A 12016-nucleotide genomic window follows, 5' to 3' on the forward strand; every position below is an offset into this window, starting at 1 on the left:
CATGAGTACCCCGGTCGCCGGCAATGTTGCAGTGATACTGCTTCCCGGTTTCCCGATGGGGGCGCTGGGGGTATTGATGGAACGCTTTGCGTTAGCTGACCAGTCCCCACAGGTCTACAGCCTCGGCGGCACTGCAGTAGCGGCCCGGCACGGTGTAAGGATCCAGGCCGAGGTGCTGCCCGCCGTGCCGGGTTCCCGGCAGGCCCTGTTTATCTGCGGTGGACGCCAGTATTCAGGCGAGCCGCTATCGGCAGCCATGCACGAGCGGCTCGCGGCACATGCCGGGCGGGCAGGTAATTGTATTGGTGTCGGCTCGGGCGTTCTTTTACTGGCACAACTTGGCCTCCTGGCGGGGCGGGCCTGCAGTGCCCCGGCAGAGCTGCACTCACAGCTACGGGCCCAGGAGCCGAGGCTGGCCCTGGCCTCACAGGGGGTGTCACAGGACCGGAATATCTGGACGTGCGCCGACGGGGACATGCTGACCTCGATACTCGACTCGTTGCTGGCGGGTTGGCGGGCCCCTGGCAGTGGCCCGGGCGATGCCCCGCGCGGTGAGGTCGGCGACCGGGCACTACTCACCGAGGCCCAGGCGCTGATGCGCAGCAACCTGTCCGAGCCGCTGACCACCGGCGAGATTGCCGATTACCTGCAGGTTACCAGTAAGAAACTCGAGCGGGTGTTCAAGCGCCTGTCTGGCCAGCTGCCGGCACGATTCTATATCGGCCTGCGACTGGCCCTTGCCCGCGACCTGTTGCACCACAGTGACCTCAGCATCGAGGAAATTGGCAAGCGCTGCGGGTTTGGCTCGCCATCACATTTCAGCCGTGCCTTTCGCAATTATTTCGGCTGCACGCCCCGTGAGGAGCGGCAGCATCCTGTTCATCCCGGTTTTAGCCGGGGCCGCAGTGGGGGCAACCCCGGCTGCGGCCCGACAACGGGAACCACTTACCGCGAGTGTTTACGATGATAAAAAGACTGTACCGAACTCTTCTGATTACCGCCGCTGTCGCTGTTTCCGCCTGTGGCGATGCCCGCGGCGGGGCCAGTGAGATGGCGCCTGCACAGGGGCAGGCCCGTGAAGGCCGGTTGTTGATTGTGGGCGGCGCGCTGCGCAGTGATAACGCCGCCGTGTACCGGGCGTTTATCGACTCGATCCCGGCCGGCTACCCGGAAGTAGCCATCGTGCCGGCGGCCTCCGGGCGCCCGGCGCACTATGCCGGGCAGTTCCTGAAGGACCTGCGCGACCACGGGTACAAGGGGCCCGTGCATGTGCTCCCGGTAGCGGTGCGCGACGACCCCGACAGCGAGGAGGATGAAAGCACCTGGGCCCGCGGGGCCTTTGATGAGAAGGTGGTCGCCACCATGAGCAGGGTTGGCGGTATCTGGTTCGTGGGTGGTGACCAGACCCGCATTACCCAGACCCTGGTGGGCCCGGGTGGTGACGATTCCCCGCTCCTGGCCGCGATCCGGGAACAGCTCGCCAGGGGTGCTGTGGTGGGCGGTACCAGCGCTGGTGCCGCAATCATGAGTAACCCGATGATTGCCGCCGGGGACTCCCTGAGCGCGCTGACCCGGCCGGGGACCGACGAATACGCGGGTATGGAGGCACAGGAATCCGGCCTGCTGGTGGTCAAGCCCGGGCTGGGTTTTTTCCCCGGCGGTATTGTCGACCAGCACTTCGATCGCAAGAGCCGGCTGGGTCGGCTGATCCGGGCGCTGGCACCGGCGCACAGTGAGGACCTCCGCCTGGGTTATGGTATCGATGAGGATACCGCGGCGATGGTGCACCTGGATTCCGGGGAGCTGGAGGTGATCGGCAGCGGCAATATGATCCTGGTGGATGCACGCGATGCGCGGTTTGCCGACGAAGGTCGCTTCGCCGTGGACGGGCTGTTGCTGTCGGTGTTCAGCCACGGCGACAGCTATAACTGGCAAACCGGTGAAAAGCACATGGATGGCGCCCAGACCCGTGACCGGGAGGCATTCTCCTACGAGGCGCAGCAGGGCGCTGGCCTGGCGCTGCCCAACAGCCGCCTGGATCACCTGCTGGGATTCTCCCTGCTGGACAACGACAAAAGCCGCGAGCTGCGCCGCTATGCCTTCAGTGAGGCCGGCGACGGGGTACGATTCCGCTTCGAGCAGACCGATGACAGCCGGGGCTACTGGCGTTACGGTTCCGGTACCAAGGACCAGTACTCGATCAGCGATGTCAGGCTGTCGGTGGAGCCGGTGGCGGTGGAGATTCACCGGGGAAGCCCTGAATAAATCCATGGCCCCGCTGGCTTCCAGGCCCGGCCACTGAATTCTCGCCACCGGGCCGGCGAGAATCGCCAGCCCCGATTGCCGGTTAGTCCGCGGGCGTTACTATGCTCCCGCCCGGAACCCGGGCACTGATTCTTTCCCGTTTTATTCCCGGGCCGGGCGCGACCGCGTGCGGGCCGGATCTCTTTGTGGAAAACGACATGAGCGACACCGCCAACTTTCGTGTGGAAAAAGACCTGCTGGGCGAGCGGTCGGTACCGGCAGCGGCCTACTACGGGGTGCAGACCCTGCGGGCACTGGAGAACTTCAGTATCAGCGGTATTCCCCTGAACCACTTTCCCGACCTGGTAACCGCGCTGGCCATGGTCAAGCGTGCCTGTGCCCTGGCCAATAGCGACCTGGGCAAGCTGGACGAGGAACAGCTCGGGGCGATTGTGCACGCCTGTGATGAGCTGATCGGGGGGCAGCACCACGAGCATTTCTGTGTGGATATGATCCAGGGGGGCGCCGGCACCTCGACCAATATGAATGCAAACGAAGTGATCGCCAACCGGGCCCTGGAAATCCTGGGGCGCGAGCGCGGGGATTATGATGCCCTGCATCCCAATATCCACGTCAACATGTCCCAGTCCACCAATGATGTTTATCCCACGGCACTGCGCCTGTCGATGGTCTTTGGGTTGCGCGGGCTCACTGCCGCCGCGGCCCGGTTGCAGCAGGCGCTGGCGGAGAAGGGGAGGGAATTCGCCCCGGTCCTGAAAATGGGGCGCACCCAGCTGCAGGATGCGGTACCCATGTCGCTGGGCCAGGAGTTCAATGCCTTCGCCACCAATATCGGTGAGGAGGTGGCGCGCCTCAATGAAATGGCCGAGTTGCTGACCGAGGTCAACCTGGGCGGCACCGCCATTGGCACCGGGCTGAATACCGAGGCGGATTACCGCGACCTGGCCATCGGCCACCTGCGGAGTATCAGCGGTGTACCGGTGAAGGCCGCCGCCGACCTGGTGGAGGCCACTTCGGACATGGGGGCATTTGTCCTCTTGTCGGGCATGCTCAAGCGCTGCGCGATCAAACTGTCGAAGATATGTAACGACCTGCGGCTGTTGTCCTCCGGTCCCCGCGCCGGACTCAACGAAATCAACCTGCCGCAGAAGCAGCCGGGCTCATCGATCATGCCGGGCAAGGTCAACCCGGTAATCCCGGAAGCGGTCAACCAGGTGGCCTTTACCGTGGTCGGCAACGACACCGCCATCACCATGGCCGCCGAGGCCGGGCAGCTGCAGCTGAACGTGATGGAACCGCTGATCGGCTTCAAGCTGCTGGAGTCCATCCGCTACCTGGACGCCGCGATGGGATCGCTACAGCGCGACTGCATCCAGGGCATTACCGCCAACGAGGCGGTCTGCCGGGGATACCTGGAGCAGGGCATCGGGCTGGTGACGGCGCTCAACCCCTATCTCGGCTACGGCAAGACCTCGGCCATCGCCCAGCGCGCGCTGGCGACCGGGCGCGGCGTGGCGGAGCTGGTGATCGAGGAAAAGCTGATGAGCCCGGAGCAACTGGAGGCCCTGCTGAGCCCCGAGGCCATGCTGGCCCCACTGGCCAGCAGGCGCGACCAGCCGGTCTGAATGCGCACCGGGGCATTCTTACCCTAGAGTGACTGCAGTCAGCTCTTGCGCTATTCCCGCGGCTGGCACTAAAATGTGATCACAAATTGAGGCGGCCGAGCCGCGGGCCCTGCTTTCCGGCGGGGCCTGGTCGCGCTGTAACCAGTCAGGAGTGAGAATATGAACAAGAGCGAGCTGCAACAACACGACCGCGAGCACCTGCTGCACCCGTTTACCGATTTCAATGACCTGGGTAAACAGGGCACCCGCGTGATCACCAATGCCGATGGCGCGTATATCACCGACATTGACGGCAATCGCATGCTCGACGGCATGTCCGGCCTGTGGTGCTGTAACCTGGGCTACAGCCGCAATGAGATCGCCGACGCCATTTACGAGCAGCTGCGCACGCTGCCGTTCTACAACAGCTTCTTCCAGTGCACCACCGTGCCCTCCATCCAGCTGGCGGACGCCCTGGCAGAGGTGACCCCGGCGCACATGAACAACGTCTTCTTTACCGGTTCCGGTTCCGAGGCCAACGATACCAACCTGCGTATCATCCGCCGCTACTGGGACCTGAAAGAGCAGCCGGAAAAGCGCATCGTGATCTCGCGCAAGAACGCCTATCACGGTTCCACCATCGGCGGCGCCAGCCTGGGCGGCATGAACGGCATGCACAAGCAGTTCCAGGCGCTGGATTACATCGAGCATATCCAGCAGCCTTACTGGTTCGGCGAAGGTGCCGATATGTCCCCGGAAGAGTTCGGTGTCCAGGCGGCGCGCAGCCTGGACGAGAAAATCCAGGAACTGGGCCCGGAAAAGGTGGCGGCATTTATTGCCGAGCCGATCCAGGGCGCTGGCGGTGTGATCATCCCGCCGGAGACCTACTGGCCGGAAGTGAAAAAGGTACTCGACCAGTACGATATCCTGCTGGTGATGGACGAGGTGATCTTTGGTTTCGGCCGTACCGGTGAATGGTTTGGCGCCGACTACTACGGTATGAAGCCGGACCTGATGACTTTCGCCAAGGCGGTGACCAATGGCTACTTCCCCCTGGGCGGCACCATGGTCAGCGACCGCGTTGCCGAGGTAATCAAGTCGAAGGGCGGGGAATTCACCCACGGCTACACTTACTCCGCACACCCGGCAGCCTGTATGGCCGGCCTGGCCACCATCAATATCCTGCGCAATGAGAACATCATCGGCAATGTGCGCGATGTGACCGGTCCCTACCTGGCCAAGCGCTGGGCAGAGCTGGCGGATCACCCGATTGTCGGTGAGGCCCGCAGCCTGGGTATGGTGGGTGCGCTGGAACTGGTGAAGGACAAGTCCAGCCGTGCGCGATTCGATGAGGATTGCACTGCCGGCGGTGTCTGCCGCGACATGAGCATCAAAAATGGCCTGGTCATGCGCGCAACCGGTGACACGATGATTATCGCGCCGCCGCTGATTATCACCACCGAGCAGGTTGACGAGCTGGTGGATAAGGCGCACCGCGCGCTGGATGATACTGCCAAGGCTCTGGCGTAAACTCTGTCCCAGCGGGCGCCGCCGGCGCCCGCTTCGCTTTTTGGCCACCTTTTTATTGCCAGGCTATTTATGTCAGAAGAACAACGATTCTCCCCGTCCCCGGAGATTCTCGACGCATCGGAAACCTTCCTGCGCGAGCATCCCGACCTGAAGTGGATCGAGGGCTTTGCCTTTGATATCAACGGTATCCCCCGCGGCAAGTGGCTGCCGGCCGAGGCTGCAGACAAGCTGCTGAAGGGCGGCCTGCAGATGCCGCGCAGTGCCGTCAGCCTGGATGTCTGGGGCCGGGATATCGAGAACAGCCCGCTGGTGTTTGCCAGCGGCGACAGTGATGGGGTCTGTGTGCCCGTGTCGCCAATTTCCATGGCGCCCTGGCACCGGGAGAAAACCGCACAACTGCACATGCAGCTGCACGAGGCAGACGGTTCACCGCTGTACGCGGATCCCCGCACCCAGTTGCAGCGGGTAGTCGAGCGGCTGGGTGAGCTGGGTTACCGCGCTGTCTGCGCCACCGAGCTTGAGTTTTACCTGCTGCGTGAAGATGCAGACCACCTGGCCCGGCCGCGACCGGTCAGCGACAACGACGCCGACCTGGTGCCATCCACCGACGTCTATGACCTGTCAGAGCTGGATGCCCAGCGGCATTTCTTTGCCGACGTGCGCGCGGCCTGCGAGGAGCAGGGGATCCCCGCGGATTCGATCCTGTCGGAATGCGCACCGGGCCAGTTCGAGATCAACCTGCTGCACAGCGCCGACCCGGTGAAAGTGGCGGACCAGACCCTGCTGTTCAAGCGGTTGTTGAAAGGTGTGGCCCGGAGCCACGGCCTGAGGGTCAGCACCATGGCCAAGCCCTTCGGGGACCAGGCCGGTAATGGCATGCATGTCCACATGAGCCTGATCGACCAGGACGGCAAGAATGTCTTCAACGATGGTTCTGACCAGGGTACGGACCTGCTGCGTTACGCCGCCGCGGGGATGCTGGCGACGGCGAACGACGCCATGGCGGTGTTCGCCCCCCATGCAAACTCCTATCGGCGCTTCCAGGAGAGTTCCCACGCCCCGCTGAATCTGTGCTGGGGGTACGACAACCGCACCACCACACTGCGGGTGCCGGCAAGTGACCCGGAAGCGCGCCGCATCGAGCACCGGATCGCAGGTGCCGATGTGAATCCCTACCTGGTGCTGGCGGCTATCCTGGCGGGTGTCTGTCACGGAATCGAGCAGCAGCTGGAGGCCCCTGCGCCTGTTGAGGGGGACGCCTACCAGGTGGAAAGCGAGCAGCTGGTCAATACGTGGGGCGCTGCACTCCAGCGTTTTGAGCAGAGTGCCCTGTGGCAGAAATACCTCGACCCGCGGTTTGTGGAGCTGTTTGTGTTGCTCAAGCGGCAGGAGCTTGCGGAGATCGACGCCCGGGTTACCGATGTGGAATACCAGAGTTACCTGCATCGCGTGTGATGCGTCACAGCTCAAGTGCCGGCGCCGGCCTGTTGTGAGCAGAAAAAGATGGGATTCGCGACTGCCACTGGCTGCGGCAAAAATTCCTCTGCTATACCTAGAGTCAGACAGGCAAACAGCGTGTCTTAAGCTCTCCTCCTGAAAGTGTGTTCGAGAAAACTGGCCCGCCAATTGGCGGGCATTTTTTTTGCGATGACGAGTAAGTGGAAAATTAATTTCTTTGATTTATTCCTGTTTTAGGCGAGCCTTTCTGCAGCCCGCAAAACCCCACCTATACTGTTTGTAACCGCACATGCGGCGAAGGAGCTTTTTAGCGTTACAAGGAGTTACCCCATGAGACTGAAGCCCCTCCTCATTCCCCTGGCAGTGGCGGTTAATGCCGGCCTCGCCGCACAGTCGGCTCTCGCGGGCCCCTCAGGTTACCCGGTACAGGCACCCCCGCCCCCCTCCGGCTACATTGCCGGTACCACCATTGTGCGAGTGGGCGCCGCCTGGGTGGACCCGGATGACGATTATTCGACAACCCAGTCATTTATCGCCGAGAACCTCCTGTTTGACGAGCTGGGCGAGCCCCTCCCGAACCCGGAGCAGGTCCCGATTGATGTGGGCGTAGGGCTTGATATCGATGATGAGACTACCTGGTTTATCAGCGGTACCTACATCTTCATGGATCACTGGGCGATCGAGCTTTACTGGGAGAGCGAGGCCAGCCTCGACGCGACCCTGCGCTCCGATGCGGTAGTGGCCGATACCGGCGAGTTTATCGGTGAGTTTTCCGAGGGGCTGGGTGACTTTGATTACAGCACGGTAAGCCTGTACCTCGACTGGTTCTTCCTCGACCCGTCCTGCCTCTGGCAACCCTATGTGGGGCTCGGTGTGGCCTACACCAATATCGACGAGGACTTTGTGCGCGGGGTTACACGGGTTGATGGCGCTCGTGACCATGGCCTGATCAGCTTCGGCAGCGATTTCAGCTGGACCGCCCAGGTCGGTGTGGATTTCGCGTTCGGTCGTGATAACACCTGGATCATCAATGCTTCTGCCATGTATGTGGACTCGGAGCCGGATCTGGACCTGGGGTTCAATACCTTCACCCGGCCGGCGGATTTTGCAGCGCCTGTAGAGCTGCCGGTACGGATTCGTGACGAGCTGCAGCTGGATCCGTGGATCTTCAACCTGGGTGTAGGTTACAAGTTCAGTTTCTGAACAGTTAGTATCACTCCCGCGGGAGGGCAGGGTGCTGCCCTCCCGTTTTTATATCAGTCCAGCCAACCCCGGAGTGGACGCCATTGCGGTGGCAGTCACATTCATGCCGGTGTATTCTTCTCCTGAATCTGCCAGTACCAATAATACGAATTGAATGGGGAATCCATGACGGCCCTGGAGAATTGTGCCGACGGTCCTGCTGTCTCGAGTTCGCGTCCACTCAAAATCTGTCTCCTCGGCTATCGCAGTCATCCGCATTGCGGTGGACAGGGAGTTTACCTCTACTACCTGAGCAAGGCGCTGGTTGAGGCGGGGCACCAGGTGGACGTTATTTCCGGCCAGCCGTATCCGGAACTGGATCCGCGGGTTCGCCTGATCAAAATGCCGGGACTGAACCTCTACGAGGTCGAGAACCCCACCCGTGCCCTGCGCTGGCGGCACCTGCTCAGCTGGGCGGATTTCTTCGAATGGTGGAGTAAGCTCACCGGGGGATTCGCCGAGCCCTACACCTTTGGCCGCCGGGCGGCAAAATACCTGCGCCGGCACGGTAAGCATTACGATATCGTGCATGACAACCAGTCGCTCTGTGACGGGCTGCTGGAGATCGAGAGCAATGGGCTGCCGGTTGTCGCCACCATCCATCACCCGATCACACGGGATCGGGACCTTGCCGTGCAGGCGGCACCGGACTGGCGTTATCGCCTGCTGGTGCGCCGCTGGCACAGTTTCCTGCGCATGCAGAAGCGGGTGTCGCGCAAGCTGGCCCATATCGTGACGGTCTCTGCCCAGTCGCGGCGGGATATTATCGAGCAGTTCGGTGTGCACGAGCGGCAGATCCAGGTAATCCACAACGGTATCGATACGTCGGTATTCCGCCCGCAGCCGCATATCCAGAAGGTGCCGCACCGCATCATGACAACCGCGTCCGCAGACCAGCCCCTCAAGGGCCTGCGAGTATTGCTGCTGGCCCTGGCGCAGGTGCGTCGCCAATACCCGGAGCTGGAGCTGCTGGTGATTGGCCGGCTGAAAGAGGGCGGTCCCACGGCAGAACTGTTGCAGGAATTGCAGTTGCAGGATGCAGTGCGCTTCGAATCCGGTATTTCCAATGAGCAAATGGCCGGTTATTACGCCTCTGCTTCACTGGTGGTCTGCCCCTCTCTCTACGAGGGTTTCGGCCTGCCTGCCGGCGAGGCAATGGCCTGTGGCACCCCGGTGATTTCCAGTGACGGTGGTGCGCTGCCCGAAGTAGTGGGCGACGCCGGGCTACTGGTACCCGCCGGTGACAATAAGGCCCTCGCTACAGCAATAGCAAGCTTGCTCGGTGATGCATCACTGCGGGCCGAGCTGGCAACCCGGGGCCGGGCGCGCATCGAGCGCGAATTCTCCTGGCGGCATGTGGCCGAACAGCTGGTGGACTACTACCGGGGAATTATTTCCACCGGAAGGCAACCGGGTGCGCTGTTGCCGCTCTCGGTGCGGGTAGCCAATGACAAGGCGGAGGCCGCCTGATGATTACAGTCGAGCCGCAGCGGCTGAAACTGCAGCCGGGCCAGACAGTCCTCGACCTGGGCTGCGGGGAGGGACGCCATGCCATTCACCTCGCGCTGTCGGACAATGTCGATGTCTACGGCTTCGACCTGGATTTTACCGATATCTCCACCGCAAGGGACCGGGCGGTACCCTTCCTGCAGGAGGGGGAGGCGGCCGGCAGGTTGCTGCTGGGTGTGGGTAACGGCCTGAGCCTGCCATTTGCCGACAACAGTTTTGACGTGGTGATCTGTTCCGAGGTGCTCGAGCATATCCATGACTACCGCGGCATGCTTGCTGAAATCGACCGGGTCCTGAAGCCCGCCGGCACCTTCGCGGCCAGCGTGCCAACCTTCCTGCCCGAGTGGGTCTGCTGGAAACTGAGCGACGAATACCACCAGGTGGAAGGTGGCCATATCCGCATTTTCCGCGAGCGCCAGCTGCGTCGCAGTATCGAATCACTTGGCCATCGTTGCTATGCGAGGCATAAAGCCCACGCGCTGCACGCGCCCTACTGGTGGCTGAAATGCCTGCTGTGGGAGCGCCCGGAGTCCCGCCTGTTGCAGCTCTATCACCGCTTCCTGGTCTGGGACCTGATGCAGCGGCCATTGTTGACGCGTGTGCTGGAGAAACTGCTGGCACCAATCCTGGGGAAAAGTATTGTGTTGTACTTTGTAAAGCCGCCCTGCGAGGCGGAACAGGCGGTTCCCGCGCTGGAGGCGCACGCATGACCAATCCGGTGACGGCACAGGTGGTCGCGCCTGAGGATGAGCCACTGTTTCCGCGGGATTTCCTGCGCAAAAGTGCCGATTACATCCTTTCCCAGCAACAGCCCGATGGCTGCATCCCCTGGTTTACCGGCGGTTATGCCGACCCCTGGGATCACATCGAGGCGGCGATGGGATTGAGCATCGCCGGGGAGCATGGCGCCGCCGAGAGGGCCTATACGTGGCTGGCCCGATTGCAGTTGCCGGACGGTAGCTGGTGGGCCGCGTACCGGGACAATGCTGTGCATAACAGCGAACGCCGGGAGACGAATTTTGTTGCCTATATCGCCACCGGTATCTGGCACCACTACCTGGTGAGCGGCGACCGGGACTTCCTGTTGCGTCACTGGGCAATGGTGGACAGGGCGCTGGCATTCGTACTGCGGCTGCAGACGGAATACGGTGAGATCCACTGGGCAGTCGATGCCGACGGAAAGCCGATGGAGGATGCGCTGATTACCGGTTGCGCATCGATTTACAAAAGTCTCGAGTGTGGTATCGCCATTGCGCACACACTCGGCCATGCGCGCCCGCAGTGGATCCATGGGCGCCGCAAGCTCGGCGATGCACTGCGGCTGGCGCCGGAGCGCTTCGACCGCACCTGGGAAAGCAAGGCCCGCTTTTCCATGGACTGGTTCTACCCGGTTCTCACTGGGGTGTTTCGTGGCGATGCAGCCCGCGCGAGACTGGAGCGGAAGTGGGATGAGTTTGTCGTGGAGGGCCTGGGTTGCCGCTGTGTTAACGATGAGCCCTGGGTAACGGTGGCGGAGAGTTGTGAGCTCACCATGTCACTGGTGGCGGCGGGAGAGAGGGGGCGCGCCGCTGAAATCTACCGCTACCTGCATCGCTGGCAGGACCGGGACGGCGGTTACTGGACCGGTTATGTCTACCGTGACGATGCCGTGTGGCCGGAAGAGAAAACCACCTGGACAGTTGGGGCCATGCTGCTTGCTGCGGATGCACTGGCTTCGTTGACCGGAGCCTGTACGCTTTTCACAGCGGTGACCCACTCATCAGACGCGGCGCAGTATACCGAGGGTGTCGACCAGTTCGACCAGCTCGAACTGGGCTGAGGCCAGCGCCAGCTTGTATATTTCGTAGGGCGCCTGGCCGCCGTCGTTGGGGTCGGGGAAGATATCGTGGATCGCCAGGTAGCCGCCGGGCACAATATGCCGGGACCAGCTGCGGTAATCGGTCATGGCGGCCTCGAGGGAGTGGCCGCCGTCAATAAAGACCAGGCTCAGTGGGGTATTCCAGAAGCGCGCGGCCACGGCTGAACTCGCTACAATCGGCACCACCCAGTTTTCCAGGTTGGCCGCGCGGATATTGCCGCGGAAAGTACGGAAGCTGTCCATCAACTGCGCGCCCTGGTCAAAAAGGGACGGGTCGTGGTATTCCTCGCCCGGCTGGTGCTCTTCGGAGCCGCGGTGGTGATCCACTGCGTAGAGCACACCATTCATCAGCTTGCAGGCGGAAGCCATGTAAATGGTGGATTTGCCGCAGTAACTCCCGACTTCCAGGCACGCGCCGAAACCGCTCGCCTCGGCGGCGAGGTGGTACAGGGCCTCGCCCTCGTGGGCGGCCAGGAAACCCTTGATGGAGTGGATGTCGACGGGCAGGTTGATGGACATGGTCGATCGTTCTTGTTCTGGATTTCGGGCA

The 12016-nt window shown here is 62.3% G+C and carries 10 protein-coding genes; 9 read left to right on the top strand and 1 reads right to left on the bottom strand.

What is annotated here, in order from left to right:
• Position 1: 1 nt before the first annotated feature.
• From LVE68_RS17440 to LVE68_RS17480, 9 genes are all read left to right on the top strand, one after another.
• The gene (locus tag LVE68_RS17440; protein WP_232941718.1) at positions 2-967 is read left to right on the top strand and encodes a helix-turn-helix domain-containing protein; all 966 of its coding nucleotides are present in this window, start codon (positions 2-4) and stop codon (positions 965-967) included.
• Positions 964-2265 carry a cyanophycinase gene (locus LVE68_RS17445; protein WP_232941719.1) on the top strand — a complete coding sequence of 434 codons (1302 nt, stop codon included), beginning with the start codon at positions 964-966 and terminating at the stop codon, positions 2263-2265. Before LVE68_RS17440 ends, LVE68_RS17445 begins: the two co-directional genes overlap by 4 nt.
• A gap of 197 nt (positions 2266-2462) precedes the next feature.
• Positions 2463-3890 (top strand): aspartate ammonia-lyase, encoded by a 1428-nt coding sequence (locus LVE68_RS17450; RefSeq protein WP_232941720.1) that lies wholly within the window; start codon positions 2463-2465, stop codon positions 3888-3890.
• A 159-nt stretch (positions 3891-4049) separates the two neighbouring features.
• On the top strand, positions 4050-5399 hold the full coding sequence (locus LVE68_RS17455; RefSeq protein WP_232941721.1) for an aspartate aminotransferase family protein: 1350 nt from the start codon (positions 4050-4052) through the stop codon (positions 5397-5399).
• Between the two features lie 69 nt (positions 5400-5468).
• A complete protein-coding gene (locus LVE68_RS17460; protein ID WP_232941722.1) occupies positions 5469-6854 on the top strand; it encodes a glutamine synthetase family protein in 1386 nt (461 codons plus the stop codon).
• A 333-nt stretch (positions 6855-7187) separates the two neighbouring features.
• On the top strand, positions 7188-8060 hold the full coding sequence (locus tag LVE68_RS17465; RefSeq protein ID WP_232941723.1) for an OmpW/AlkL family protein: 873 nt from the start codon (positions 7188-7190) through the stop codon (positions 8058-8060).
• A 165-nt stretch (positions 8061-8225) separates the two neighbouring features.
• Positions 8226-9569 (top strand): glycosyltransferase family 4 protein, encoded by a 1344-nt coding sequence (locus LVE68_RS17470; protein ID WP_232941724.1) that lies wholly within the window; start codon positions 8226-8228, stop codon positions 9567-9569.
• Positions 9569-10318: a class I SAM-dependent methyltransferase gene (locus tag LVE68_RS17475; protein WP_232941725.1), complete on the top strand. Its 750-nt coding sequence runs from the start codon at positions 9569-9571 to the stop codon at positions 10316-10318. Before LVE68_RS17470 ends, LVE68_RS17475 begins: the two co-directional genes overlap by 1 nt.
• The gene (locus tag LVE68_RS17480) at positions 10315-11427 is read left to right on the top strand and encodes a prenyltransferase/squalene oxidase repeat-containing protein (RefSeq protein WP_232941726.1); all 1113 of its coding nucleotides are present in this window, start codon (positions 10315-10317) and stop codon (positions 11425-11427) included. Before LVE68_RS17475 ends, LVE68_RS17480 begins: the two co-directional genes overlap by 4 nt.
• On the opposite strand, the gene LVE68_RS17485 is transcribed toward LVE68_RS17480, so the two are convergent.
• Positions 11368-11985, bottom strand: coding sequence for a class I SAM-dependent methyltransferase (locus LVE68_RS17485; RefSeq protein WP_232941727.1), 618 nt, complete (start codon positions 11983-11985; stop codon positions 11368-11370). The two genes, LVE68_RS17480 and LVE68_RS17485, sit on opposite strands and share 60 nt — an antisense overlap.
• Positions 11986-12016: the final 31 nt, after the last annotated feature.

Origin of the sequence: Microbulbifer sp. YPW16, from assembly GCF_021290385.1 — a bacterium.
Taxonomy (GTDB): domain Bacteria; phylum Pseudomonadota; class Gammaproteobacteria; order Pseudomonadales; family Cellvibrionaceae; genus Microbulbifer; species Microbulbifer zhoushanensis.

Coding starts and splice junctions, on each gene's coding strand:
- LVE68_RS17450 (WP_232941720.1), top strand. CDS start 2,463: ATGAGCGACACCGCCAACTTTCGTGTGGAAAAAGACCTGCTGGGCGAG.
- LVE68_RS17485 (WP_232941727.1), bottom strand. CDS start 11,985: ATGTCCATCAACCTGCCCGTCGACATCCACTCCATCAAGGGTTTCCTG.
- LVE68_RS17455 (WP_232941721.1), top strand. CDS start 4,050: ATGAACAAGAGCGAGCTGCAACAACACGACCGCGAGCACCTGCTGCAC.
- LVE68_RS17445 (WP_232941719.1), top strand. CDS start 964: ATGATAAAAAGACTGTACCGAACTCTTCTGATTACCGCCGCTGTCGCT.
- LVE68_RS17480 (WP_232941726.1), top strand. CDS start 10,315: ATGACCAATCCGGTGACGGCACAGGTGGTCGCGCCTGAGGATGAGCCA.
- LVE68_RS17475 (WP_232941725.1), top strand. CDS start 9,569: ATGATTACAGTCGAGCCGCAGCGGCTGAAACTGCAGCCGGGCCAGACA.
- LVE68_RS17440 (WP_232941718.1), top strand. CDS start 2: ATGAGTACCCCGGTCGCCGGCAATGTTGCAGTGATACTGCTTCCCGGT.
- LVE68_RS17460 (WP_232941722.1), top strand. CDS start 5,469: ATGTCAGAAGAACAACGATTCTCCCCGTCCCCGGAGATTCTCGACGCA.
- LVE68_RS17470 (WP_232941724.1), top strand. CDS start 8,226: ATGACGGCCCTGGAGAATTGTGCCGACGGTCCTGCTGTCTCGAGTTCG.
- LVE68_RS17465 (WP_232941723.1), top strand. CDS start 7,188: ATGAGACTGAAGCCCCTCCTCATTCCCCTGGCAGTGGCGGTTAATGCC.